Annotated in this window: 27 protein-coding genes; 10 read left to right on the forward strand and 17 right to left on the reverse strand. The window is 60.1% G+C overall.

Features of this window, described 5'->3' with window-relative positions:
- Positions 1-35: 35 nt before the first annotated feature.
- The 5 genes from AC3WTM_RS18830 to AC3WTM_RS18850 all read right to left on the reverse strand — a co-directional run bounded on the left by AC3WTM_RS18830 (position 36) and on the right by AC3WTM_RS18850 (position 6,383).
- Positions 36-1,481 carry a M16 family metallopeptidase gene (locus AC3WTM_RS18830; protein WP_102670616.1) on the reverse strand — a complete coding sequence of 482 codons (1,446 nt, stop codon included), beginning with the start codon at positions 1,479-1,481 and terminating at the stop codon, positions 36-38.
- On the reverse strand, positions 1,474-2,820 hold the full coding sequence (locus AC3WTM_RS18835) for a M16 family metallopeptidase (RefSeq protein ID WP_102670617.1): 1,347 nt from the start codon (positions 2,818-2,820) through the stop codon (positions 1,474-1,476). The genes AC3WTM_RS18830 and AC3WTM_RS18835 overlap by 8 nt, the downstream gene beginning before the upstream one ends.
- Positions 2,821-2,945: 125 nt before the next feature.
- A complete protein-coding gene (rsmD, locus tag AC3WTM_RS18840) occupies positions 2,946-3,545 on the reverse strand; it encodes a 16S rRNA (guanine(966)-N(2))-methyltransferase RsmD (RefSeq protein ID WP_102670618.1) in 600 nt (199 codons plus the stop codon).
- A complete protein-coding gene (locus AC3WTM_RS18845) occupies positions 3,545-5,035 on the reverse strand; it encodes a M16 family metallopeptidase (protein ID WP_102670619.1) in 1,491 nt (496 codons plus the stop codon). Before AC3WTM_RS18845 ends, rsmD begins: the two co-directional genes overlap by 1 nt.
- Positions 5,028-6,383 (reverse strand): M16 family metallopeptidase, encoded by a 1,356-nt coding sequence (locus tag AC3WTM_RS18850; RefSeq protein WP_102670620.1) that lies wholly within the window; start codon positions 6,381-6,383, stop codon positions 5,028-5,030. Before AC3WTM_RS18850 ends, AC3WTM_RS18845 begins: the two co-directional genes overlap by 8 nt.
- A 342-nt stretch (positions 6,384-6,725) precedes the next feature.
- Here AC3WTM_RS18850 and ftsY point away from each other — a divergent pair, with 342 nt between their 5' ends.
- From ftsY to rpoH, 4 genes are all read left to right on the forward strand, one after another.
- On the forward strand, positions 6,726-8,252 hold the full coding sequence (gene ftsY / locus AC3WTM_RS18855) for a signal recognition particle-docking protein FtsY (RefSeq protein ID WP_102670621.1): 1,527 nt from the start codon (positions 6,726-6,728) through the stop codon (positions 8,250-8,252).
- Complete coding sequence (gene ftsE / locus AC3WTM_RS18860; RefSeq protein ID WP_007975383.1) at positions 8,249-8,920, forward strand: cell division ATP-binding protein FtsE; 672 nt, start codon at positions 8,249-8,251, stop codon at positions 8,918-8,920. Before ftsY ends, ftsE begins: the two co-directional genes overlap by 4 nt.
- Positions 8,917-9,939, forward strand: coding sequence for a permease-like cell division protein FtsX (gene ftsX, locus AC3WTM_RS18865; protein WP_057712907.1), 1,023 nt, complete (start codon positions 8,917-8,919; stop codon positions 9,937-9,939). Before ftsE ends, ftsX begins: the two co-directional genes overlap by 4 nt.
- Positions 9,940-10,059: 120 nt before the next feature.
- The gene (rpoH, locus tag AC3WTM_RS18870; RefSeq protein WP_007975386.1) at positions 10,060-10,914 is read left to right on the forward strand and encodes an RNA polymerase sigma factor RpoH; all 855 of its coding nucleotides are present in this window, start codon (positions 10,060-10,062) and stop codon (positions 10,912-10,914) included.
- 162 nt (positions 10,915-11,076) lie between these two features.
- Here rpoH and mtgA read toward each other — a convergent pair whose 3' ends face one another.
- Positions 11,077-11,799: a monofunctional biosynthetic peptidoglycan transglycosylase gene (mtgA, locus tag AC3WTM_RS18875; RefSeq protein WP_057712908.1), complete on the reverse strand. Its 723-nt coding sequence runs from the start codon at positions 11,797-11,799 to the stop codon at positions 11,077-11,079.
- A gap of 74 nt (positions 11,800-11,873) precedes the next feature.
- Here mtgA and AC3WTM_RS18880 point away from each other — a divergent pair, with 74 nt between their 5' ends.
- The 4 genes from AC3WTM_RS18880 to trmB all read left to right on the forward strand — a co-directional run bounded on the left by AC3WTM_RS18880 (position 11,874) and on the right by trmB (position 14,116).
- Positions 11,874-12,254, forward strand: coding sequence for a DUF423 domain-containing protein (locus AC3WTM_RS18880; protein ID WP_057712909.1), 381 nt, complete (start codon positions 11,874-11,876; stop codon positions 12,252-12,254).
- A gap of 71 nt (positions 12,255-12,325) precedes the next feature.
- On the forward strand, positions 12,326-12,526 hold the full coding sequence (gene thiS / locus AC3WTM_RS18885) for a sulfur carrier protein ThiS (protein WP_007953386.1): 201 nt from the start codon (positions 12,326-12,328) through the stop codon (positions 12,524-12,526).
- 60 nt (positions 12,527-12,586) lie between these two features.
- Positions 12,587-13,381 (forward strand): thiazole synthase, encoded by a 795-nt coding sequence (locus AC3WTM_RS18890; protein WP_007975390.1) that lies wholly within the window; start codon positions 12,587-12,589, stop codon positions 13,379-13,381.
- Positions 13,382-13,390: 9 nt separating this feature from the next.
- Positions 13,391-14,116, forward strand: coding sequence for a tRNA (guanosine(46)-N7)-methyltransferase TrmB (gene trmB / locus AC3WTM_RS18895; protein ID WP_057712910.1), 726 nt, complete (start codon positions 13,391-13,393; stop codon positions 14,114-14,116).
- Positions 14,117-14,232: 116 nt separating this feature from the next.
- On the opposite strand, the gene AC3WTM_RS18900 is transcribed toward trmB, so the two are convergent.
- From AC3WTM_RS18900 to AC3WTM_RS18945, 10 genes are all read right to left on the reverse strand, one after another.
- A complete protein-coding gene (locus tag AC3WTM_RS18900; protein ID WP_102670623.1) occupies positions 14,233-14,556 on the reverse strand; it encodes a DUF3392 domain-containing protein in 324 nt (107 codons plus the stop codon).
- A gap of 9 nt (positions 14,557-14,565) precedes the next feature.
- Positions 14,566-15,771 carry a radical SAM family heme chaperone HemW gene (hemW, locus tag AC3WTM_RS18905; RefSeq protein ID WP_102670624.1) on the reverse strand — a complete coding sequence of 402 codons (1,206 nt, stop codon included), beginning with the start codon at positions 15,769-15,771 and terminating at the stop codon, positions 14,566-14,568.
- The gene (rdgB, locus tag AC3WTM_RS18910; protein WP_102670625.1) at positions 15,768-16,364 is read right to left on the reverse strand and encodes an RdgB/HAM1 family non-canonical purine NTP pyrophosphatase; all 597 of its coding nucleotides are present in this window, start codon (positions 16,362-16,364) and stop codon (positions 15,768-15,770) included. Before rdgB ends, hemW begins: the two co-directional genes overlap by 4 nt.
- Positions 16,361-16,795 (reverse strand): DUF4426 domain-containing protein, encoded by a 435-nt coding sequence (locus tag AC3WTM_RS18915; protein WP_102670626.1) that lies wholly within the window; start codon positions 16,793-16,795, stop codon positions 16,361-16,363. Before AC3WTM_RS18915 ends, rdgB begins: the two co-directional genes overlap by 4 nt.
- Positions 16,796-16,821: 26 nt before the next feature.
- Positions 16,822-17,442: a methionine biosynthesis protein MetW gene (gene metW / locus AC3WTM_RS18920; protein ID WP_056726485.1), complete on the reverse strand. Its 621-nt coding sequence runs from the start codon at positions 17,440-17,442 to the stop codon at positions 16,822-16,824.
- Positions 17,443-17,449: 7 nt separating this feature from the next.
- Positions 17,450-18,589: a homoserine O-succinyltransferase MetX gene (metX, locus tag AC3WTM_RS18925; RefSeq protein ID WP_102670627.1), complete on the reverse strand. Its 1,140-nt coding sequence runs from the start codon at positions 18,587-18,589 to the stop codon at positions 17,450-17,452.
- A 181-nt stretch (positions 18,590-18,770) separates the two neighbouring features.
- The gene (locus AC3WTM_RS18930) at positions 18,771-19,067 is read right to left on the reverse strand and encodes a DUF167 domain-containing protein (RefSeq protein WP_008046477.1); all 297 of its coding nucleotides are present in this window, start codon (positions 19,065-19,067) and stop codon (positions 18,771-18,773) included.
- Between the two features lie 4 nt (positions 19,068-19,071).
- The gene (locus AC3WTM_RS18935) at positions 19,072-19,662 is read right to left on the reverse strand and encodes a YggT family protein (RefSeq protein ID WP_102670628.1); all 591 of its coding nucleotides are present in this window, start codon (positions 19,660-19,662) and stop codon (positions 19,072-19,074) included.
- A 10-nt stretch (positions 19,663-19,672) separates the two neighbouring features.
- Positions 19,673-20,491 (reverse strand): pyrroline-5-carboxylate reductase, encoded by an 819-nt coding sequence (proC, locus tag AC3WTM_RS18940; RefSeq protein WP_102670629.1) that lies wholly within the window; start codon positions 20,489-20,491, stop codon positions 19,673-19,675.
- Positions 20,492-20,526: 35 nt separating this feature from the next.
- Positions 20,527-21,213 (reverse strand): YggS family pyridoxal phosphate-dependent enzyme, encoded by a 687-nt coding sequence (locus AC3WTM_RS18945; protein ID WP_057712916.1) that lies wholly within the window; start codon positions 21,211-21,213, stop codon positions 20,527-20,529.
- Positions 21,214-21,269: 56 nt separating this feature from the next.
- On the opposite strand from AC3WTM_RS18945, the gene AC3WTM_RS18950 reads away from it, so the two are divergent.
- A complete protein-coding gene (locus tag AC3WTM_RS18950; protein ID WP_102670630.1) occupies positions 21,270-22,304 on the forward strand; it encodes a type IV pilus twitching motility protein PilT in 1,035 nt (344 codons plus the stop codon).
- An 86-nt stretch (positions 22,305-22,390) separates the two neighbouring features.
- On the opposite strand, the gene AC3WTM_RS18955 is transcribed toward AC3WTM_RS18950, so the two are convergent.
- On the reverse strand, positions 22,391-23,011 hold the full coding sequence (locus AC3WTM_RS18955; protein ID WP_102670631.1) for a C40 family peptidase: 621 nt from the start codon (positions 23,009-23,011) through the stop codon (positions 22,391-22,393).
- Positions 23,012-23,262: 251 nt separating this feature from the next.
- Between AC3WTM_RS18955 and AC3WTM_RS18960 the strand changes: the two genes are divergently transcribed.
- Positions 23,263-23,691 (forward strand): NINE protein, encoded by a 429-nt coding sequence (locus AC3WTM_RS18960; RefSeq protein WP_102670632.1) that lies wholly within the window; start codon positions 23,263-23,265, stop codon positions 23,689-23,691.
- Positions 23,692-23,786: the final 95 nt, after the last annotated feature.

Below are 23,786 nucleotides of genomic sequence, written 5' to 3' on the forward strand. Positions count from 1 at the left end.
GCGGGACAGCGCCGCGACCGCGTCATCATGGCTGTCTAACTTGCCACAATCTCGCCAGGCACGCGACACATGGTATTGGTTGCGCTTTCGCTCGGAGCTGGCAGCGATTGTTGATCTGTCTTAGGCCCCAGGATGACAACGTGCCATTGGTCGGCGTGGTAATGCCGGTTGAGCACGGTTTTGATTGATGCCAGGTTCAACTTCAAGGCTGCTTGCGTGGCAAAGTCGAGGTCCAGCGGCAGATTGTGGGCGCCGATAGCGTGCAACTGTTTCAGAATTTGCCCATTGGTCGCGCTGTTCAACGGCGCGCTACCGGCCAGTTGCTGTTGGCTGTCTTCGAGCTCCTGTTGGGTCGGCCCTTGGGCGAGGAAGTCGCTGAACATCGTCTTGATATGGGCCAGCACGGCATCGGCCTGCTCCGGCCGGGTCTGCAAATTAATGGTCAGCAACCCTTGTGCCTGCTGGACTGAGAGGTCGGCTTCAACGTGGTAGGTCAGGCCTCGGCGTTCACGGAGTTCATTGGTCAGTCGGTTGGTGAAAACCCGCATGGCCATCTGTAGCGCGACGTAGTCCGGACTGCTTCGCAAGACACTTGGCTGGGCAAGGCGCAGGTAAGCCTGGGTCGATGGTCGCTCAACGCGCAGCAGGCTCGGGGCAGTTGGATTCGTCACTGGCTGGATCGCAGTAGCGGTTGGTCCCGGGGGTAAGGCTGCGGATATCTGTGAACCGATGCGCTGGGCATCTTCCTCGGTGAGGTCACCGACCATTGTGATCTGGGCATTGCCCGCGGCATAGGCTTCGCGATGAAAGTCTTGCGCCTGGGCGCGGGTGATGGAGGCAAGCCCAGCCCGGGTTCCGTAGAGGGACTGAGCATAACCATGGTCGGGAAACAGCTGGCCGTGGTTCGCTTGTCGGGCCTGAGCGGCATGGGATTGATGCTCAAGGTCCAGAAAGTACTGCAATTGGGATTTCACCGCAGGCAGGGACTCTTGCGGCAACAGCGGCTTGCCAAGTACCTGGGCAAACAGCTCCAGGGCTGGAGTGCGCCGTGATTCGTCACTCAGGCTACGCAGGGAAAAATGGGTCCGGTCCTGGTCAATGTCCATGCCCATTCTTGCGCCCAAGTCATCGAACGTCGCCTGTATGGCGTTGACATCCTTGCCCGTCACGCCTTCATTCAAAAGGCTGAAGGTCACCGCTGCCAGGCCGGGCTGATGCGGTGTGTGGGCGCTGCCAGCGGCAAAGCTCACAAGGACGTCAAACATCGGCAAGCCGGGCGTGCGGATGAACAGGATCTTCGTTCCGCTGAGAGTTTTGTAACCCTTGATCGACAGCGAGCGGTGGATCGCCGGAGTCTGTGGCTCATTGAGCGATTGCAGCACTGGTTTCCGGGGTGTCGCGGTTGCAGCGGCAAAGGCCTGTGCACTCAACAGCATGCCGGCCAGGATCAATCCAATGATGAGGCCTTTGAGCTTATCCATTGTTTTTCTCCGGCAAGATTTTCGCGGTACTCAGGCGCTCACGCGTCAGGTAAGTCTTTGCGGCCAGTTGAATATCCAGGGGTGTGACCTTGTTCAGCTCATCCGTATCCTGATCGGCCAGCCGCCAGTCCAGGCCGATGGTTTCCAGCAGGCCCAAGGTGTTGGCCTGCCCTTCCAGATCATCCAGCGCATAAACCGTGTTAGCGATCAGGAGGTTTTTCGCGCGCTCCAGTTCTGTCGGTTCCGGAGCCTTGCTCTTCAATGATTCGATCGCTTTCCACAGACGGGCGAGGGCTTCGTCAGCGTCATTGAGCTTGTCCGGGTTGAGCTGGGTGCTGATGGTCAGCAACGAATCGCCGCGATTGAAGGCGTCGTACTCTGAGTGGGCCTCGGTGAATATCGCCTCGCTCAGTTGCAGTTGCTGTTTGATCCGCGCGCTACGGGATCCGGCCAGTAACATATCGAGCAAACGCAGGGCATGGGCGGTCCGACGATCCGGTGCCGTGGCCAGGCTGGGCGCGTTGAAGCTCATGATCAGGCGCGGGGACGCTACCGGCGCGTGCAGGGTCAGTGACCGTTCACCGGCAGAAGCCAGCTCGACGGGGGCAGGCGCCACCGGTGTCGTGCGCCGCTCAAGGTGGCCGAAGTGCTCTTGTGCCAGGGCTTTGATCCGTTCAGGTGCAACATCGCCAACAACCACCAACGTCGCATTGTCCGGCGAATACCAGGCCTGATACCACTGTCGCAATTGCGCGGCGTTCATGCGTTGCAGATCGTGCATCCAGCCGATCGTCGGGGTGCGGTAGCCGCTGGCCGGGTGAGCGATGCTGTTCAGTCGTTCGTGAGCAGACACGGTGATTTCATCATCAACGCGCATCCGACGCTCCTCCTGAATGACCTTGAGTTCCGGTGTGAAGTCCTGTTCATTCAGCTCGGCCGTACTCATCAGGTCGGCCAGTATTTCGAAAGCGACGCCAGTGTGGCCGGAAGACAGTGTCTGGTAAAAGACCGTGAAATCAGTGCCGGTAAATGCGTTTTGGCTGGCGCCCAGTTTTTTCAGTATCGCCGCGAACTCTCCGGCGCAGGCCTTGCTGCTGCCTTTGTAGACCATGTGTTCGAGGGCGTGGGACAGGCCGGACTGGCCGGGCGGTTCGTAGCTTGAACCGACTTTGATCCAGAGTTGGGCGGTGACGATGGGGGAGCGGTGGTCCTCGCGCACGACAACCTTGAGGCCGTTGTCCAGTACGAAGTCTTGCGTCGCAGGGGGTGTCGCCGCGCTGGCGATGAGCGGCAGCCAGGCGATAAAGGGCAGCACAAACGTGCTGCGGGAGATGTTCATCCGTGTTCATCCTCAGTGGTTTGCAGTTAATTGCGCAAACCACTGTGGATGATCCGAAAGGACGTCAGGCGGTAACTATGTAGTGCACTTCACAAACGGTTTGGGACAGTCGTCTCGCCGAAATGTCAGGCGCTGCGTTGCCACAACGAGTAATACACGCGCCCGGATTTCTGCTCCCGGTGCAGGCGCCAGTTCTCCGGCAGGCCCAGGGTTGACGGCGCGGACTCACTTTCGGTGTACACCCAGGCATCTTCGGCCAGCCATTGGCGCTCTTCGAGCAACTTGCAAACGGCGGGCAGCAGGTTCTGGTTGAACGGTGGATCGAGGAACACCAGGTCGTAGGCCGTTGCGGTCTGGGTTTCCAGGTAGCGCAGGGCATCGGCGGTCTGGACCTGGCCGTTGGTGCAGCGCAGTGTGCCCAGGTGTTCCTTCAGGCTGGACACCGCGATGCTGCTGGCATCCAGCGCCTGACCCATGGCCGCGCCACGGGACAGGGCTTCGAGGAACAGAGCGCCGCTGCCGGTGAACGGGTCGAGGACCTTGGCGCCCGGCACGTAAGGCGCGAGCCAGTTGAACAGGGTTTCACGCACGCGGTCTGGCGTCGGACGCAAGCCTGGGGCGTCGGGGAAGCTCAGCTTCCGGCTGCGCCATTCGCCGCCGATGATGCGCAGCTGGTTCACGCCGTTGTGGACGTTGCGGGCAGGTTTTTTCGAATGAGTAGCCATTAATGCTCCGGAACCCCGAGCGGCTGCTCGGAAGGTTTATCAGTAGGGGCCGGTAACGGCTTTTGCGGCACGGTCGGGCCAGCGCTGACGATGACCATCTTGTCCGTGCTCAGGTGTTTGTTCATGGCGGCTTTGACCTGCTCGACAGTCAGGGACTGGGACTGTTGCATGAAGTCCTCCAGGTGGCTCAACGGCAAGTTGTAAAAACCGATGGCGCCCAGTTGGCCGACGATATCGGCGTTGCTGGCGGTGGACAGCGGGAAGCTGCCGGCCAGTTCGCGCTTGGCGTCGGCGAGCTCTTTTTCGGTCGGGCCGGTTTTAAGGTAGTCGGCCAGCACATCCTGCACCAGTTTCAGGGTGCCCTCGCTCATCTCGGCACGAGTTTGCAGGTTGATCATGAATGGGCCACGCGCCTGCATCGGCGTAAAGCCCGAATACACGCCGTAAGTCAGGCCACGCTTCTCGCGAACTTCGCTCATCAAGCGGGTGCCGAAGCCGCCGCCACCGAGAATCTGGTTACCCATGGACAATGCCGCGTAGTCCGGGTCATCGCGATCGATGCCCAATTGCGCGAGCATCAGGTTGGTCTGCTTGGACGGGAACTCGATATGGCCGACGCTGGCCTTGGGCTCAGCGGGTTGCGCAATTTTCGGCAAGGCCGGGCCTTTGGGCAGGGCGCCGGAAACCTGGGCGGCAATCGCTTCGGCTTCCGTGCGGGACAGGTCGCCGACCAGTGCGATCACCACGTTACCGGCTGCGTAGGCTTTCTCGTGGAAAGCACGCAGCTGGGTCTGGGTAATCGCCGGTACGGTTTTCGCCGTGCCGTCGCTGGCGTGTGCATACGGGTGATCACCGTACAAGCGGTTCATCAGCTCCAGGCTCGCCAGTTTGCCGGGGTTCTGTTTCTGGTATTCGAAACCGGCAAGCATCTGGTTCTTGATGCGGGCCAGCGAATCGGCAGGGAAAGTCGGCTTACCGATGACTTCGGCGAACAGCTTCAGGGCCGGCTCGCGCTTGTCCTTGGCACTCAGGCTACGCAGCGAAGCGATTGCCATGTCCTTGAACGCGCCGTTGCCGAAATCGGCGCCCAGGCCTTCGAACCCCTGGGCAATGGCACCGACGTCTTTACCGGCCACGCCTTCGTTGAGCATGGCGTTGGTCAACACCGCCACGCCCGGTGCATCGCCGTCCTGGCTGCTACCGGCAGCGAAGATCAGGCGCATGTCGAACATCGGCAGCTCATGGGCTTCGACAAACAGCACCTTGGTGCCTTCGGCGGTGTTCCAGGTCTGCACGTCCAGCTTGCGGTGGTTCGGTGCCTTGCCGTTGAGTTCGGTGAGTGACTGCAGTTTCTGACTGGCCTTGGCCTTGTCGAGGGCTTCGCTGGCATTGGTTTCGACAGAGCGCGACAAATAGAACGCTGCGGAACCGATAACGGTGACGGCGATCAGGCCGATCAGGGCCAGGCGGGAAGGTTTACGCTCACTCATGAGTCGTCTCCAGGGGTAGTACATGGGCGACGCTGAGACGTTCGCGAGTGAAATACAGCTTGGCGGCTTTCTGGATATCTTCCGGCGTGACGCTTTCCAGATCGGCCAGTTCGGTGTCCATCAGTTTCCATGACAGGCCGACTGTTTCCAGTTGGCCGATGGCGGTAGCCTGACTGGTGATCGAGTCGCGTTCGAAGACCAGGCCGGCGATGACTTGTGCGCGTACGCGCTCCAGCTCTTCAGCGGTTGGCGCCGTGGTTTTCAACTGGTCGAGCAGCTTCCACAAACCGGCTTGCGCCTGGGCGATGGTCTTGTGTTTCTGCGAGTTTGGCGATGCCGACAGGGTGAAGAGACTGTCGCCACGGGTATAGGCGTCGTAACTCGACGAGCCGCCGGACACCAGTTCTTCTCCGCGCTCCAGTTGCGTCGGGATGCGTCCGCTGTAGCCGCCGTCGAGCAGTGCCGAGATCAGGCGCAGGGCATTGACCAGGCGCTTGTCTTCGGCTGTGGCGATGCTCGGCACGTTGAAGGCCAGCATCAGACTAGGCAGTTGGGTCTGCACGTGCAAGGTGATCTGGCGCTCGCCCGGTTCGGCCAGTTCCAGCGGTTTTTTCGCGGCGGGCACTTCACGCTTGGCGATCGGGCCGAAATAGCGTTGGGCCAGGGCTTTGACTTCGTCCGGGGTGACATCGCCAACCACCACCAGCGTGGCGTTGTTGGGCACGTACCAGGTTTCGTACCAGTGGCGCAGCTCTTCGACTTTCATCCGCTCAAGGTCGGCCATCCAGCCGATGGTCGGCGTGTGATAGCCGCTTGCCGGGTAAGCCATGGCCTTGAATCGCTCGTAGGCCTTGGCCATTGGCTTGTCGTCGGTGCGCAGGCGACGCTCTTCCTTGATGACCTCGATTTCCTTGGCGAACTCGTCGGGCGGCAGGCGCAGGCTGGCCATGCGGTCGGCTTCCAGTTCGAAGGCCACACCCAGGCGATCCCGGGCCAGCACCTGGTAATAGGCGGTGAAATCATCGCTGGTGAATGCGTTCTCTTCGGCGCCGAGGTCGCGCAGGATCAGCGAGGCTTCGCCGGGGCCGACTTTCTCGCTGCCCTTGAACATCATGTGTTCCAGGGCGTGGGACAGGCCAGTATTACCCGGTGTCTCGTAGCTGGAGCCGACCTTGTACCAGACCTGGGAAACTACCACGGGCGCACGGTGGTCTTCGCGCACGACCACCTTCAGGCCATTGTCGAGGGTGAATTCGTGGGTGGGTTGCGGGTCGGCAGCCAGGGCCGAAAGGGGCAGGCAAACTGTGCTGAGCAGCAGGCCTGCGGCGCGGCGGGCAAGAGCATTCATTCGTTTTCAAACCTTTGGGGCTGCCCGCTTGTTCTTAGCGTCAGCGGGCGAGAGGGTGCTAGGATACTGATCCGTTTTACTGGCGGCCACGCCTATCAGGCCTTTGCGTTTGATCAGGTTGTATGGGTTTGCAGCAGAAGGTTGGAATTTATCAACTAAACTCTGCTTTTTCGCCGATTTTGCTGCTTTAGTCCTTCGTAAAAACGTTTCCGTGAGGTGCCGTTCGCACCTCGACAAAATGTTGCGCGTGAACAAGCTGGGTCAATCGCAGTCTGTTCTGCATCGAATATTTAATTGCCGGGGCGCCATTGGCGCGTCGCTACCGTGAGATAGCCGTCCTCCATGTTTGGTTCCAACGACGACAAGAAGACCCCAGCTGCGGCTGGCGAGAAGAAAAGCCTGTTCGGATGGCTGCGCAAAAAGCCGCAGGAACCCGTCGTCGAACAGCCACAAGCCATTCCTGAACCTGCGCCGACGCCGGTCCCGGTCATAGAAGAAGCGCCCGCGCCGGTTGTTCTGCCGATTGCCGAGCCGTCGCTGCAACCCAAGGTTGAAGCCGTTCCCCAGCCAGTCAGCGAAATCGTCACCGAACAGCCTCCGGTCCCGACGGCCGAACCGTGGTTGACCCTGCCAGTGGCCGAAGAACCCGTGGCATTGGTCGAAAATGACCTGGCTCCTCACGTGACACCACCGATTCCGGCTCCGGCAGCGTTTACGCCTGCACCGGTTCACGCGCCTGTGGTCGAACCGATTGTTCAGCCAGTCGTCAGTCAGCCAGAGGTTCCGGTATTCGTTGCTCCGGTTGCTCCGGTTGCTCCGGTTGCTCCGGTTGCTCCGGTTGCTCCGGTTGCTCAAGCACCGGCACCCGCTCCGATTCCTGCGCCGATCGCGGCGCCCGTCGAAGCCCTGGTCGAGCCGGTACGCACCGAAGAAACCAAAGCCGGTTTCTTCGCCCGCCTCAAGCAGGGCCTGTCCAAGACCAGCGCCAGTATCGGCGAAGGCATGGCCAGCCTGTTCCTGGGCAAAAAGGTCATTGATGACGAGTTGCTCGAAGACCTCGAAACCCGTTTGCTGACCGCCGACGTGGGTGTCGAGGCCACCTCGGTGATCATTCAGCGCCTGACGCAGAAGGTTGCGCGCAAGGAGCTGGCCGATGCCGATGCCCTGTACAAATCCCTGCAAGCCGAGCTGGCAGCGATGCTCAAGCCTGTCGAGCAGCCGCTGAAAATCGCCTCGCAAAACAAGCCGTTCGTGATTCTGGTCGTCGGCGTCAACGGTGCCGGCAAGACCACCACCATCGGCAAACTGGCGAAGAAACTGCAGCTGGAGGGCAAGAAAGTCATGCTCGCCGCCGGCGACACCTTCCGTGCCGCAGCAGTGGAGCAATTGCAGGTATGGGGTGAGCGCAACAAGATCCCGGTGATCGCGCAGCACACTGGCGCCGACTCGGCCTCGGTGATCTTCGACGCCGTGCAGGCCGCCAAGGCCCGTGGCATCGATGTACTGATCGCCGATACCGCCGGCCGTCTGCACACCAAAGACAACCTGATGGAAGAACTGAAAAAGGTTCGCCGAGTGATCGGCAAGCTCGACGCCGACGCACCTCACGAAGTGCTGTTGGTGCTTGACGCCGGTACCGGCCAGAATGCCATCAACCAGGCCAAGCAATTCAACCAGACCGTCGAACTGACCGGCCTGGCGCTGACTAAGCTCGACGGCACTGCCAAGGGCGGGGTGATTTTCGCCCTGGCCAAGCAATTCGGCCTGCCGATCCGCTACATTGGCGTCGGCGAAGGCATCGACGATTTGCGTACCTTTGAAGCAGAACCCTTTGTCCAGGCATTGTTTGCCGAGCGGGAGCGTTCATGATTCGTTTCGAACAGGTCGGTAAACGCTACCCGAATGGTCACGTCGGCTTGCATGAGCTGAGCTTTCGAGTCCGTCGTGGCGAGTTTCTGTTTGTCACCGGCCATTCCGGCGCCGGTAAAAGCACGTTGTTGCGCCTGTTGCTGGCCATGGAGCGTCCGACCAGCGGCAAGTTGCTGCTCGCCGGGCAAGACCTGAGCACCATCAGCAACGCGCAGATTCCTTTCTTGCGTCGGCAGATCGGCGTGGTGTTCCAGAATCACCAGTTGCTGTTCGATCGCACGGTGTTCAATAACGTCGCGTTGCCTTTGCAGATCCTGGGGCTATCCAAGGCCGAGATCGCCAAGCGTGTGGACTCGGCACTGGAGCGCGTGGCGCTGTCGGATAAAACCGATCTGTACCCGGGTGACCTGTCCACCGGTCAGCAGCAGCGCGTCGGCATCGCCCGCGCCATCGTTCACCGTCCGGCCTTGCTGCTGGCGGATGAGCCGACCGGTAACCTCGACCCGCGGCTGGCCGCCGAGATCATGGGTGTATTCGAAGACATCAATCGCCTGGGTACCAGCGTGCTGATCGCCAGTCACGACCTGGCCCTGATCGCCCGCATGCGCCATCGCATGCTGACCTTGCAACGCGGTCGATTGATCGGTGACGGGGAGGCTGCGGTATGAGTGCAACACGTAGCCCCAAGGTTTCCGAGCGTGTGGCCCCGAAGGCCGCCGATCCGCAGCCGCAAAAGAAAAAACACGACGATGACGACGGGCCGGACTTTGCCACGTTGTTCCGCGCCTGGATCGAAAGTCATCGCGCCAGCCTGGTGGACAGCCTGCGCCGCCTGGGCAAGCAGCCTATCGGCAGTTTCTTCACCTGCATGGTGATGGCGGTGGCCCTGAGTTTGCCCATGGGGCTGTCACTTTTGCTAAGTAACGTCGAGCGTCTGGGTGGTTCCTGGCAGCGTGCGGCGCAGATTTCCCTGTATCTGGACCTTGAGGCCAAGCCGGCCGAAGGCGAAGCGCTGCGCGATCAGATCAAGGGCATGCCTGGCGTCGCCGAGGCCGAATACGTTGGTCGGGATCAGGCGCTGGAAGAGTTCCAGCAACAATCCGGGCTAGGTGAGGCGCTCAAGGAGTTGCCGGAGAACCCGCTGCCGGGCGTGGTCCTGGTGACGCCGACTGAAGTCGACAAGCCGGCCCTTGAAGCATTAAGACAAAAACTATCCGAGCTGCCGAAGGTACAACAGGCGCAACTTGATTTAGTCTGGGTCGAGCGTCTGGCAGCCATCCTCAAGCTAGGTGACCGTTTTGTCTTCGGTCTGACCGTGCTTCTGGTTTCTGCATTACTTTTGGTGATAGGCAATACCATTCGTCTTCATATTGAAAACCGCCGCACAGAGATAGAAGTGATTAAACTGGTTGGCGGCACTGACAGCTATGTGCGCAGGCCCTTTCTGTATATGGGGGCGCTGTATGGCTTCGGTGCGGGGATTCTGTCCTGGGGCGTTCTGGCGTTCGGCCTTGATTGGCTGAACGACGCGGTGGTGGGGTTGGCCGGTTTGTACGGCAGTGATTTTGCGCTGGCTGGAGTGCCAGTTGCCGACGGTCTGTCTCTCTTGCTTGGCGCGGTGCTGTTGGGGTATATCGGTGCATGGATTGCAGTCGCACGCCACCTGAGGGAGCTTGCGCCTAAGTAGTATCATTTTGCTCGTATTGACCTTTCAGCGTTTTTGGGTTTTTGGGAACTTGTCTTTCGGTTTCCGGTCAATTTTCGCAGTGCTGAACTGCACGAGTTTGTAAGTCGGAGGTTTTTTCGTATGACCAATTCTTTGCAACCTGCATATGCTCTGGTCCCGGGTGCGAACCTGGAGGCCTATGTGCACACCGTCAACAGCATTCCATTGCTGTCGCCGGAGCAGGAGCGTGAACTGGCCGAGAGTCTCTATTATGAGCAGGATTTGGGGGCGGCTCGGCAGATGGTGCTCGCCCACCTGCGTTTTGTCGTACATATCGCCCGTAGCTATTCCGGCTACGGTCTGGCTCAGGCTGACCTGATCCAGGAAGGCAACGTCGGCCTGATGAAGGCCGTGAAGCGCTTCAACCCGGAAATGGGCGTGCGCCTGGTGTCCTTTGCCGTGCACTGGATCAAGGCGGAAATCCACGAGTTCATCCTGCGCAACTGGCGCATCGTGAAAGTCGCGACCACCAAGGCCCAGCGCAAGTTGTTCTTCAACCTGCGCAGCCAGAAGAAACGTCTGGCCTGGCTGAACAACGAAGAAGTCCATCGCGTAGCGGAAAGCCTGGGTGTAGAGCCTCGGGAAGTACGCGAGATGGAAAGCCGCCTGACCGGCCATGACATGGCCTTCGACCCGGCTGCCGAAGCGGACGACGACAGTGCATTCCAGTCGCCGGCCAACTATCTGGAAGACCACCGGTACGATCCGGCCCGTCAACTGGAAGATGCCGACTGGAGCGACAACTCCAACCACAACCTGCACGAAGCGCTGGAAGTGCTGGACGACCGCAGCCGTGACATCCTCTACCAGCGCTGGCTGGCGGAAGAAAAAGCCACGCTGCACGACCTGGCGCAGAAGTACAACGTGTCGGCCGAGCGTATTCGTCAGCTTGAGAAAAGCGCGATGAACAAGCTCAAGTTGTCGATCGCTGCGTAACTGGCGAGCAGGCAATAAAAAACGCCCTGATCATTGATCCTGTGGGAGCGAGCTTGCTCGCGATGAGGCCCGAACATTCAATATAAAAGTTGAATGTCAGGCCGTCATCGCGGGCAAGCCCGCTCCCACAGTAGTTTTCAGGGTCTGAAAAATCGGGATCGGTTATTGGGCCCAAGGCGCCCGGCGCGAATCGTTCAGCCCGACCAGATAGCTGTCGCCACCTAACTGGCTCATCTGTCGCCGAATCCAGCCTGCACGTCGCGCCACGTAAGCGGTCGGATGGCTCGCACTCCACACGCGAGGATTGGGCAGTACAGCGGCCAACAAGCTCGATTGCTGACGGCTGAGGTTTCTGGCGCTCACGCCAAAGTGATGCCGGGCCGCCGCTTCGGCGCCAAACACGCCGTCATCCCACTCGACACTGTTGAGGTACACCTCAAGAATCCGTTGCTTGGGCCAGAACACTTCGATCAGTCCGGTGAACCAGGCTTCCAGGCCTTTACGCAGCCAGCTGCGGCCAGACCACAGGAACAGGTTTTTCGAGACTTGCTGGCTGAGGGTGCTGGCGCCACGGATCGAACCGCCGCGCTCGTTATGGGCAAACGCCGCCTGAATCGCGCCGATATCGAAGCCCCAGTGCTCCGGGAATTTCTGGTCTTCGCCGGCAATCACCGCGACTTTCAGGTCATCGGAGATTTCGTCCCAGGGTTTCCAGGTCCGTTGCAGGTCGATGGGTTCGCCGTCAAACCAGGATTCGATCTTGCGCTCGACCATCAGCGTCGTCCCCGGTGGCGGCACCACGCGAAAGATCAGCACCAGCAATACGCTGCCACCCATGAACCAGAGCACGGCCTTGGAGAAATGACGGAAATAGATACGCAGCATAGAGATGGCTTGGCCGAACCCGTTGAGCGGGCCATTATACAGACCCTTTGGATCGAAACTGACTGGAGTTCTGCATGCTGCGTGGCTTTCTGATGCTGGCCGCTTTTTTCGGCTTCACCGGTGTCGGCCTCGGGGCCTTTGCCGCCCATGGCCTGAAAAACCGTCTGACACCTGAATATCTGACGATTTTTCATACCGGCGTCACTTACCAACTGGTGCACACCCTGGCGCTGCTGGGCGTGGCGCTGCTGGCCACGCAGATTCCCGGCCGTTTGCTCACGTGGGCCGGCGCATCCTTTGCCATCGGCATCCTGCTGTTCTCCGGCAGCCTGTACGTGCTCACGCTGACCGGTATCAGCAAGCTAGGCATCGTCACCCCGTTCGGCGGCCTGGCCTTCCTCGCGGGCTGGCTCTGCCTGGGCCTCGCCGCCTGGCGCTTGCCGCTGACCACTTGACGCTTATTGCTGACCTTTAGGTCACGATCGGGCTAGAATGCCAGCCCCTAAAAATGATGGCGGCATCCGGCATGCGCATTCAGTTGAACGGCGAATCCTTTGAACTGCCCGACGGTGAAACCGTTGCGGCCCTGCTGACCCGTCTGGACCTGACCGGACGCCGGGTGGCGGTCGAACTCAATCTGGATATCGTCCCGCGCAGTCAGCACGCAGACACCACGTTGAACGACGGCGACAACGTCGAAGTGGTGCACGCCATCGGCGGCGGCTAGCAGCCTCGCCCCAGTGGCCACAGAATTCTGCAAGTACCTCACCCCTACAGAGGATTTCCCATGAGCATCGTTCGCAGCGACAAGCCTTTCGTCCTGGCCGGTCGTACTTACCAGTCGCGTTTGCTGGTCGGTACCGGCAAGTACCGTGACATGGAAGAAACCCGCCTGGCCATCGAAGCCTCGGGTGCCGAGATCGTCACCTTCGCCGTGCGCCGCACCAACCTTGGCCAGATCGAGGGCGAGCCGAACCTGCTCGAAGTGCTGTCGCCGGATCGCTACACCTTCCTGCCGAACACCGCCGGTTGCTATGACGCTATCGAGGCTGTGCGCACCTGCCGCCTGGCTCGTGAGCTGCTCGATGGCCACAACCTGGTCAAGCTGGAAGTGCTGGCGGATCAGAAAACCCTGTTCCCCAACGTGATCGAAACCCTGAAGGCCGCCGAAACGCTGGTCAAGGAAGGCTTCGACGTGATGGTCTACACCAGTGATGATCCGATCATCGCCCGTCAGTTGGCGGAAATCGGTTGCATCGCGGTGATGCCGCTGGCCGGTCTGATCGGCTCCGGTTTGGGGATCTGCAATCCATATAACCTGCAGATCATCCTCGAAGAAGCCAAGATCCCGGTGCTGGTGGATGCTGGTGTCGGTACCGCTTCCGACGCCACTATCGCCATGGAACTGGGTTGTGATGCGGTGCTGATGAACTCGGCCATCGCCCACGCCCAGCAGCCGGTCATGATGGCCGAAGCCATGAAACACGCGATCGTCGCAGGCCGCCTGGCCTACCTCGCCGGCCGTATGCCGAAAAAACTCTATGCCAGCGCCTCTTCGCCGCTGGATGGTCTGATCAAGTAAGAGCCATTGATGACTGAATCGAACGACACGCCTATCCAGACGGAAGAAGGCGACGAGCGCCAACACCGCCGCATCAAGAGTTTCGTGATGCGCGCCGGGCGCATGACCGAAGGCCAGCAAAAGGGCCTGGAGCAGGGCACTCCGCTGTTCGTGCTGCCGCTGGCCGACGCGCCGGTGGATTTCGACCAGGTGTTCGGTCGCTCGGCACCGCGCTCGCTGGAAATCGGTTTCGGCATGGGCCATTCGCTGCTGGAAATGGCAGCGGCTGCGCCGGATCAGGATTTCATTGGCGTTGAGGTTCACCGTCCGGGTGTCGGTGCGCTGCTCAATGGCGTGCTGACACAAGGCCTGACCAACCTGCGGGTCTACGATTGCGATGCGATCGAAGTGCTCAACCGCTGCGTGGCCGATAACAGCCTCGATCGCCTGATGCTGTTTTTCCCGGACCCGTGGCACAAGAGCCGTCACCACAAGCGTCGTATCGTTCAGGCGTCCTTCGCTGAGTTGGTGCGCAGCAAGTTGAAGGTAGGGGGCATTCTGCACATGGCCACCGACTGGGAGCCGTACGCCGAATACATGCTGGAAGTGATGAACGTTGCGCCGGGTTACCGCAACCTTGCCGAAGACGGCAAGTGCGTACCACGCCCGGCCGAGCGCCCGATCACCAAGTTCGAACGCCGTGGCGAACGCCTTGGGCATGGGGTGTGGGATTTGAAATTCGAAAAACTGGCGTAAACCTGTGGGAGCGAGCTTGCTCGCGATGGCGGCCTGGCAGTCAACAGAGATGTTGGATGTTATGGCCTCATCGCGAGCAAGCTCGCTCCCACAGTTGTTTTGTATGTGCCGCAGGATTAGCGGCGGTCAGCCACGACGCCAATCAACACCAGCACCACCAACAACACCGGCGCCAGGCTGTAGTTGTTGAACTGGCTCAAGCCGCGCACGACCCACGGCGTGGCGTAGATCAGCGCCGCACCGCTACCAACCATGCACAGCAGCGACATCAGCGGTACGCGCAAGGCGCCGGCGATGCTGCCCAGGCGTTGCTCGACCCAGCCTTTGAAATCCGCACCAAACAGCACCAGCAGGCAGCCCACCAAGGCCAGGGCGATTTCCGAGAGGTTGCTGCGGCTCCAGCGAGACACAGTGGCAAGCAGGTCGAGTACCAAATCCATTCGATTTCCTTATGTCAGAAATTTCTGCAGCAAGTCGTTGAGAAAGAGTTGTCCGCGTTCGGTGGCTACCAGACGTGAAGGTTCGACCTGCAACAGGCCGCTTTGTTCGGCTTCACGGCGGCCTTCAGCGAGGCTTTCCAGCGTCATCCCGGTACGTTCCGGGTACAGCCGCGATTCGACACCCTCGGTCAGACGCAGCGCGTTCATCAGGAACTCGAACGGCATCTCTTCATTGGTCAGCGCTTTCTCGCCAGCCTTGAAGCTTTTCGCCGGATTCAGGTAATCCTTCGGCAGGCGGGTCTTCCAGGTGCGGATGATGCGCCCGTCCGGGTGACTGAGCTTGCCGTGGGCACCGGCGCCAATGCCAATGAAGTCGCCAAAACTCCAGTAATTGAGGTTATGTCGCGCCGGGCGACCGGGCAGGGCATAGGCAGAGACTTCGTATTGCGCATAACCGTGTTCGGCCAGCAGCGCTTGTCCGGCTTCCTGAATGTCCCACAACGTGTCGTCTTCCGGCAGCGTCGGCGGCTGGTTCCAGAACACCGTGTTCGGTTCCAGGGTCAGTTGATACCACGACAGGTGTGTCGGTTTCAGGGCGATGGCTGTGCGCAGGTCGGCCAAGGCATCGTCCAGGGACTGATTCGGCAAGCCGTGCATCAAGTCCAGGTTGAAGTTATCGAACCCGGCCTGCCGCGCCATGCCGGCGGCGCGTACCGCTTCGTCACCGTTGTGAATCCGCCCCAGGGCCTCGAGCTTTTCTTGCTGAAAGCTCTGGATGCCGATCGACAGGCGATTGATCCCCAGTTTCCGGTACGCCACGAACTTGTCTTGCTCGAACGTCCCCGGATTGGCTTCCAGGGTGATTTCGATGTCGCTGGCAAACGGAATGCGCTGTTCGACGCCCTTGAGCAAGCGACCCAGCGAATCAGCACTGAACAGGCTCGGCGTGCCGCCACCGAAGAAGATAGAGCTCAGCTCGCGACTATGGACGGCGTGCAGGTCTTGATCGAGATCGGCCAGCAAGGCGTCGACGTACTCTTCTTCCGGCAGCACAGGGCTGGCGGTGTGGGAGTTGAAGTCGCAATAAGGGCATTTGCGCACGCACCACGGGATGTGGATATACAGCGCCAAGGGCGGCAGCACAGGCAGGGCCGCCCGAGGCGATAGAGCATCACCGCCGAAGATCAGCGGCGACGCGGAAGATTCACGGGTCATTTCAAGCCCAGACGCTGGCGCAGCAGATCCATTGCACGGGCGCGGTGGCTGATCCGGTTCTTGTCGCCTGGGTTCAGCTCGGCGCTGGAGCAATCGCGCTCCGGCACCCAGAACAGCGGGTCGTAGCCAAAACCGTGTTCGCCGCTGGCCTGGGTCAGGATTCGCCCGTGCCACAAACCTTCGCAGAGGATCGGCAACGGATCATCGGCGTGGCGCACCAGTGCCAGCACGCATACGAACTGCGCGCCACGTTCGGCTTCAGGCACGTCTTTCAACACGTCGAGCAGCTTGGCGTTGTTCGCCGCATCGCCCTTGCCATCGGCATAACGCGCCGAGTAGATACCGGGCGCGCCGCCAAGGAAATCCACCGCCAGCCCGGAATCGTCGGCCAGCGCCGGCAGGCCGGAAATGCGCGCGGCATTGCGGGCCTTGAGGATGGCGTTCTCGACGAACGACAAACCAGTCTCTTCGGGCTCGACGCTGCTGAACTCGCCGATCGAGCGCAGGTGCACCGACTCGCCGAGCATGGCCTGGAGTTCCTTGAGTTTGCCGGCGTTATGGCTGGCCAGTACGAGTTGGGTGAAATTCATCATTGGCCGGGGAAAAGCTCTTGTTGGAAACTGATTGTGTTGGTTTTATCGCCGGTCTGCACCTTGATATCGAAGGTGCGGACTTCCTGCTGATCCACCGGATATTGCGCAATGTAGTAGATCGCGCCTTGTTCGGTGATCTGTTTGAATTTCAATGGCACGGTCTGGCTGGTCAGGTCTTTGACCGAGCCGCTCACCTGGGCCATCAGTGGTTTGCCTTCCTTGAGTACCGAAATGTTGATCACGCCCTGGTTCTTGCTGCGGATCAGTTCGGCGGACTTGGCAATGTCCGGGGTCAGGTAGGTGGAGTTGAAGGTGTTGTAATGCACCGTCACGTCACCGAAGGTTTCCTTGCGCTCGCCCTTGATGACGTCGGCGGCCATGGCGGTAACGCTAAGGCAGGCAGTGAGTAGAAATAACGCTAGACGACCCATGATCGTTCTCCTTGCAATAGGGTGAATCAGACCGCGACCTTGTGGTCGGAAAGTCCCGGACTGCTGACGCGGTAGATTCCGATCTCACCTAACAGATTAGGCCATAGCTTACTGGCCCACCCGTGCCGATGCTGTTGATCCACGGCCAGCCGATCAATGACCTTCGCTTCACGTTCGCGACACAAGGCTTCAAAGTCGGCGAAGGTGCAGAAGTGAATGTTCGGCGTGTTGTACCAGGTGTACGGCAGGAACTCGGAAACAGGCATGCGGCCCTTGCTCGCCAGGTACCAGCGGCAGCGCCAGTGGCCGAAGTTGGGGAAGGTGATGATGCACTGGCGACCGACGCGCAGCATTTCCTCGAGGATCCTGTCCGGGTAGTGCACCGCTTGCAGCGCCTGGGTCATGACCACGACATCGAAACTGTTGCTGGCAAAGTTGCCCAGGCCCTTGTCCAGGTCCTGTTCGATGACGTTGATGCCCTTGGCCACGCACTCGGCGATATTGTCGGCGTCGTTTTCCAGGCCATAACCGGTGACTTGCTTGTTATCGCGCAGCCAGGTCAGCAGTTCGCCATCGCCGCACCCGAGGTCGAGCACGCGGCTGCCGGCGGGGATCCATTCCTGGATGATTTCCAGATCAGCTCTCATGGCTTTCTCACAACGTAATGCGGTTCATGTAATTGCCGAATGCCTGCAGGTAGCGCGGGATCGGAATCAGGAAGGCGTCGTGGCCTTGCGGGGCGTCGATCTCGAGGTAGCAGACGTCCTTGCGCGCGGCCATCAGCGCGTCCACCAGTTCCCGCGAGCGGGCAGGGGAGAAGCGCCAGTCGGTGGTGAACGACATCACGCAGAACTTGGCCTTGGCGCCCTCAAAGGTTTTCGCCAGGTTATCGTCGAAGTTCGCCGCCGGATCGAAGTAGTCGAGCGCTTTGGTCATCAACAGGTAGGTGTTGGCATCAAAGCGCCCGGAGAACTCCTCGCCCTGATAGCGCAGGTAGCTTTCCACCTGGAACTCGACGCTGTGGAAGTCGTAGTTGAGCTTCTCGCTCTTGAGCCCGCGGCCGAATTTCTCGCCCATGGAGTCGTCGGACAGGTAGGTGATGTGCCCGACCATCCGCGCCAGCATCAGGCCGCGCTTGGGGATCACGTTGTGTTCCTGGAACGAACCGCCGTGGAATTCCGGGTCGGTGAGGATCGCCTGGCGCGCCACTTCGTTGAACGCGATGTTCTGCGCCGACAGCTTGGGTGCCGAGGCGATGGCCAGGCAGTGACGGATGCGGTCAGGGTAAGTGATGCTCCATTGCATCGCCTGCATGCCGCCGAGGCTGCCGCCGATCACGGCCGCGAACTGGGCGATGCCGAGACGATCTGCCAGGCGCGCCTGGCTGTGCACCCAATCCTCGACGGTCAAGACCGGGAAGTCGGCGCCGAACGGCTTGCCGGTGTCCGGGTTGATACTGCTCGGGCCAGTGGAGCCGTTGCAGCCGCCGAGGTTGTTCAGGCTGACCACGAAGAACTTGCTGGTGTCGATCGGCTTGCCGGGACCGATGCAGCTGTCCCACCAACCGGGTTTGCGGTCGTCGGCGCTGTGGTAGCCGGCGGCGTGGTGATGGCCGGACAGGGCATGGCAGATCAGCACGGCGTTGCTCGCCGTGGTGTTGAGCGTGCCGTAGGTTTCGTAGATCAGGTCATAGGCCGGGAGCGAGCGACCGCAGGCCAACGCCAGGGGTTCGCTGAAGTGCGCCACTTGCGGCGTCACCAGACCAACAGAATCGGGGGGAAAGGCAGCTGGCATCGACCCTGCTCTCATTGAAATGAGGCGTAAGTCTAAAGACCGCTGGGGTTAGCGGCAAGCAAAGGCCGGGCCTGATTTCATTCAATAAGATCGAGGTGCGCCATTCGCGAGCAGGCTCGCCCCCACAGGATTGATGCGGTCCATGTGGGAGCGAGCCTGCTCGCGATGAACGATGAAGCGGTCAGCCTGCCGGACGCACCAGATCAGGCAAGTCCGGCAACTTCTTCGGCGAGCAGATTCGCACCCGTTTCTGCCGGTTCAACTCGCCACTGATCAGGCTGACCTGGCTCTTGGACACGCCAAAGGCCTTGGCCAGAAACGCCATCAGATACGCGTTGGCCTTGCCCTCGACAGGCGGCGCGGTCAGGCGAATTTTCAGGCGATCGCCATGCAGCCCGCAGAAATCATCGCTACGGGCTGCCGGTTGCAGGTGACACTCCAGAATCAGGTCGTCACCGTCCCAGCGAAACCAGCTCACCGGGTCAGATCAACACGCGGAGGATTTGCGGCATCATGGTCATGGCGGCGAGGTTGTTGATCACCAGCATGTCGATCAGCTTGAGTGCCAGGAACGCAAAGATCGGCGACAGATCCAGGCCGCCCAGGTTCGGCAGGAACTTGCGGAACGGCGCCAGGGCCGGTTCGCAGACGTCGTTCACCAGTTCGGCGCCCGGGTTATGGCTGCCCGGGGCGACCCAGGACAGGATCACGCTGATGATCAGGGCGAAGAAGAAAATCTTCATGAACAGTGCAGTCACGCCAATGATCGACCAGATCAGCAATTGCAGCGGGTTGCTGATGGTGCCGTAGGTCAGCAGCAGGGTCAGGGCCATCAGCGCCAGTTGCACCAGGATCGCCAGCACCAGCGAGGACATGTCCAGGCCGAATACGCTCGGGATGATCCGGCGCAGCGGCTTGAGTAGTGGCTGGGTGGCCTTGACGATGAACTGGCAGATCGGGTTGTAGAAGTTCGCCCGCACCAATTGCAGTACGAAACGCATCAGCACGATCAGCAGGTACAGGCTGCCGAGAGTTTGCAGCACGTAGACCGCTGCGGTATTCAATCCAATCATGAAAAGCTCCTTATTGACCCAGTTGTTCGGCCATCTCGGCCGAGCGATGCGCGGCAGCACCGAGTGCTTTTTCAACCAGGGCTTCAAAGCCATTGGCCTGGAACGACTTGATTGCAGCTTCTGTGGTGCCTGCAGGCGAAGTGACACGGCGGCGAAGCTCGGCAGCATCGACGTCGCTGGAAACCGCCATGTGTGCGGCGCCCAGTGCGGTTTGCAGTGTCAGTTGCGCGGCGATATCCGCTGGCAGGCCGAGTTTCACCCCGGCGGCGGTCATGGCCTCGATCAGCAGGAAGAAATACGCCGGGCCCGAGCCGGATACGGCGGTGACGGCATCCAATTGCTGCTCTTCATTCAGCCATAGGGCGATACCGACCGCGGACAGCAGCTCCTGGGCCTGCTGACGCTGTTCGGCTGACACTTCGGCTGTTGCGAACAGACCGCTCGCACCCTGACGTACCAGCGCCGGGGTATTGGGCATGCAGCGCACGATCGGCTGGGCGCCGAGCCAGTTGTTCATGCTGGCGCAGGTGATGCCTGCGGCAATCGAAACCACCAGTTGATGGGGCTTGAGGCTTGGGCGAATGGCTTCGCACACGGCTTTCATCGCCTGGGGTTTGACCGCCAGCACGACCACGTCGGCTCCGTTGATGGCCTGGGCGTTGTCGGCAAAGGTTTCTATGCCGTGTTCAGCGCTCACGCGGGCACGGGTTTCTTCGCCCGGATCGCTGGCGCGGATCTGTGCTGCTTCCAGACCTTTGGCCCGCAGGCCGCCGATCAGACTGGCGGCCATGTTGCCGGCACCGATAAAGGCAATACGTGTCTTGCTCATGTCAGGTCCTTATAAAGAGAAGAGTCAGCCATTTTTCAAGGCTGGCCGTAGTCGCGGGCGCCAAACAGGGCGGTACCGATCCGCACCCAAGTGGCGCCTTGGGCGATGGCCGATTCGAGATCGTGGCTCATGCCCATGGAAAGTGTGTCGAGCGGCAGGTTCAGGCTGGCTTGCAGGCTTTGCACGGTAGCGAAAGCGGCATCCTGGGTGGCGCGATCTTCCGTCGGCTCGGGGATTGCCATCAACCCGCGCAGTTTCAGGCGCGGCAGGGCGCAGATGGCGTTGGCAAGGGCCGGCAGATCGGCCGGAGTGCAGCCGGACTTGCTGGCCTCACCGCTGACATTGACCTGGATGCAGATATTCAAGGGCGGCAAATCGGCGGGACGTTGTTCGGACAGCCGTTGTGCGATTTTCAGGCGATCCACGGAATGCACCCAGTCGAAGTGCTCGGCGATAGCGCGAGTCTTGTTCGATTGAATGGGGCCGATGAAGTGCCAGATCAAGGGCAGGTCGGCCAGTTCGAGTTGTTTGCCCAGCGCTTCCTGAAGGTAGTTCTCGCCAAAGTCGCGCAGACCGGCGGCGTAGGCTTCACGCAGGTCTTGAGCGGGTTTGGTCTTGCTCACAGCCAGCAACTGGACGCTGTTTTCGGCGCGGTTTGCGGCAAGTGTTGCGGCATGTATGCGCGAACTAACCTGAAGAATGTTGTCTGCTATGGTGGACATCAAGAGGCGCCAGCGGTCTGAAGGTTCGCGGCATTCTACTGGAATTGAGAGGCGCTATGGATATCACTGAGCTGCTGGCATTCAGCGCCAAACAGGGGGCATCCGATCTGCACTTGTCCGCCGGCCTGCCGCCGATGATTCGCGTCGACGGTGATGTGCGACGCATCAATCTGCCGGCCCTGGATCACCACCAGGTGCAGACTCTGATCCATGCCATCATGAATGACGCCCAGCGGGTGGAGTTCGAAAAGCATCTGGAAACCGACTTTTCCTTTGAAGTACCCGGCGTGGCGCGTTTTCGGGTCAATGTGTTCAACCAGAACCGTGGCGCGGGCGCGGTGTTTCGCACCATCCCGGCGAAAGTGCAGAGCATGGATGAACTGGGCATGGGCGACGTGTTCCGCAAGATGACCGACGCTCCCCGTGGCCTGGTGCTGGTAACCGGCCCGACCGGTTCCGGCAAGTCCACCACGCTGGCGGCGATGATCGATTACCTCAATACCCATCGCCATCACCACATCCTCACCATCGAAGACCCCATCGAGTTCGTTCACGAGTCGCGCAAATGCCTGATCAATCAGCGTGAAGTCCATCGTGATACTCGTAGTTTCGCCACCGCCTTGCGTTCGGCACTGCGGGAAGACCCGGATGTGATCCTGGTGGGGGAGATGCGCGATCTGGAAACCATTCGCCTGGCGTTGACCGCGGCCGAAACCGGGCATCTGGTGTTCGGCACGCTGCACACCACGTCGGCGGCGAAAACCATCGACCGGGTGGTCGATGTGTTTCCAGGGGACGAGAAGTCGATGGTGCGCTCGATGCTCTCCGAGTCGCTGCTGGCGGTGGTGTCCCAGACCCTGGTGAAGAAAATCGGCGGCGGACGCATCGCGGCCCACGAGATCATGCTGGGAACATCGGCGATCCGGAACCTGATCCGCGAGGACAAGGTGGCGCAGATGTACTCGGCGATTCAGTCGGGAGGGTCGTTGGGGATGCAGACGCTGGATATGAGCTTGAAGGACCTGGTGACCAAGGGGTTGGTCAGTCGTGACCATGCGCGGGAGAAGGCGCGGTCACCGGATGGCTTTTGAGGCAGAAATCTGGTGCTTTCAAAACCGCCATCGCGAGCAGGCTCGCGATGGGCCATCATGTTCGATGCGGATTCAGGGTGCTGAAATCAGCGCTGAACAACCCGCAACGCATTCTGTTCTTTCGGCAGAACCCGCTTGGCAACCACGTAGTGGTTTTCCCAGTACGGTTTCTTCAATGTGTCGATGGACACCGACTTGCCACGACGTGGCGCGTGGATGAAGCGGTCGTTACCCAGGTAAATGGCAACGTGATTGACCCGACGACTCTTGATGTTGAAGAAAATCAGGTCGCCCGGCTTCAGGTCGTTGCGATCGACTTTCTCCCCATGACCGCTGGCCATGGCGTTGGAGGTGCGTGGCAGGTCGAACGTGGCGTCGTTGAACGCGTATTTCACCAGGCCGCTGCAATCGAAGCCTTTGCTTGGGCTGCTGCCGCCCCAACGATAGGGGGTGCCGAGGACGTTCACGGCGCGGCTAAGCACGTCGCTGCTTTCCTTGGTGCCCATCGGTGGAACCAGGCCGCTTTTGCTGCTGGCCAGGCTTGGAGCATATTTAACGGATTTCTTGTCTTTGCTCGAAGGAGCAGAGGCATGGGATTTTGGGGTGTAACCATTAACGTTTGGAAGACGTTGCTCACGATTGGTGGCGTGGGCGGCCAGTGGCATCAAAAGGCAAATGGTTAGCCATGTCTTGAAAAATGAACGCATTAGGCAAGGCTCTTAATTGTTGGCGCGCAACTTTATAACAGCTTTTTTGCCGCTTCCGAGGCCGTTGGTCGATTCAATCCGGGGGGGCAATGGTGGCAAAAAAGCGGCAAAATGGTGCAATTGTCGGACAGGAGTCCGGTGTTACAAGGCTTTGACGGGAGTGAAGGTAGCACTTGCCATACGTCGGGTGCCTGTAAAAAAGTCACAAAGAATTAAAGAATATTTATCTATCGTGCGAATCGAGGTCATTCATGAACCCCTATCAACAGGCTGTCCAGCAGCAAGACACCCACAGCAAAGTGATCGGTTACCTGCTGTGGATTTTCGGTTTTACCGGGGCTCACCGCTTCTATTACGGCAGGCCGGTGACCGGGACGATCTGGTTCTTCACCTTCGGCTTGCTGGGGATCGGTTGGCTGATCGACCTCTTCCTGATCCCGTCCATGGACCGTGAAGCGGACCTGCGGTTCACCGCAGGCCCCATCGAATACAACGTGGCGTGGATCCTGCTGACGTTTCTCGGGGTGTTCGGCGTACACCGGATGTATCAGGGGAAATGGATCAGTGGATTGCTGTACCTGCTGACGGGCGGGTTGTTCTTTCTCGGGGTGCTGTATGACTTCTGGACGTTGAATGACCAGGTTTCTGTGCGTAATGCGCAGAATAGAGGCGCCTTCTAAATCGTCTTCGTGAGCAAGCCCGCTCCCACATTTGATCTTTGGTGTTCACAGATACTGTGTTCATCGCAGAACTAATGTGGGAGCGGGCTTGCTCG

The organism is Pseudomonas sp. EU05-FHT14B02, assembly GCF_058791055.1.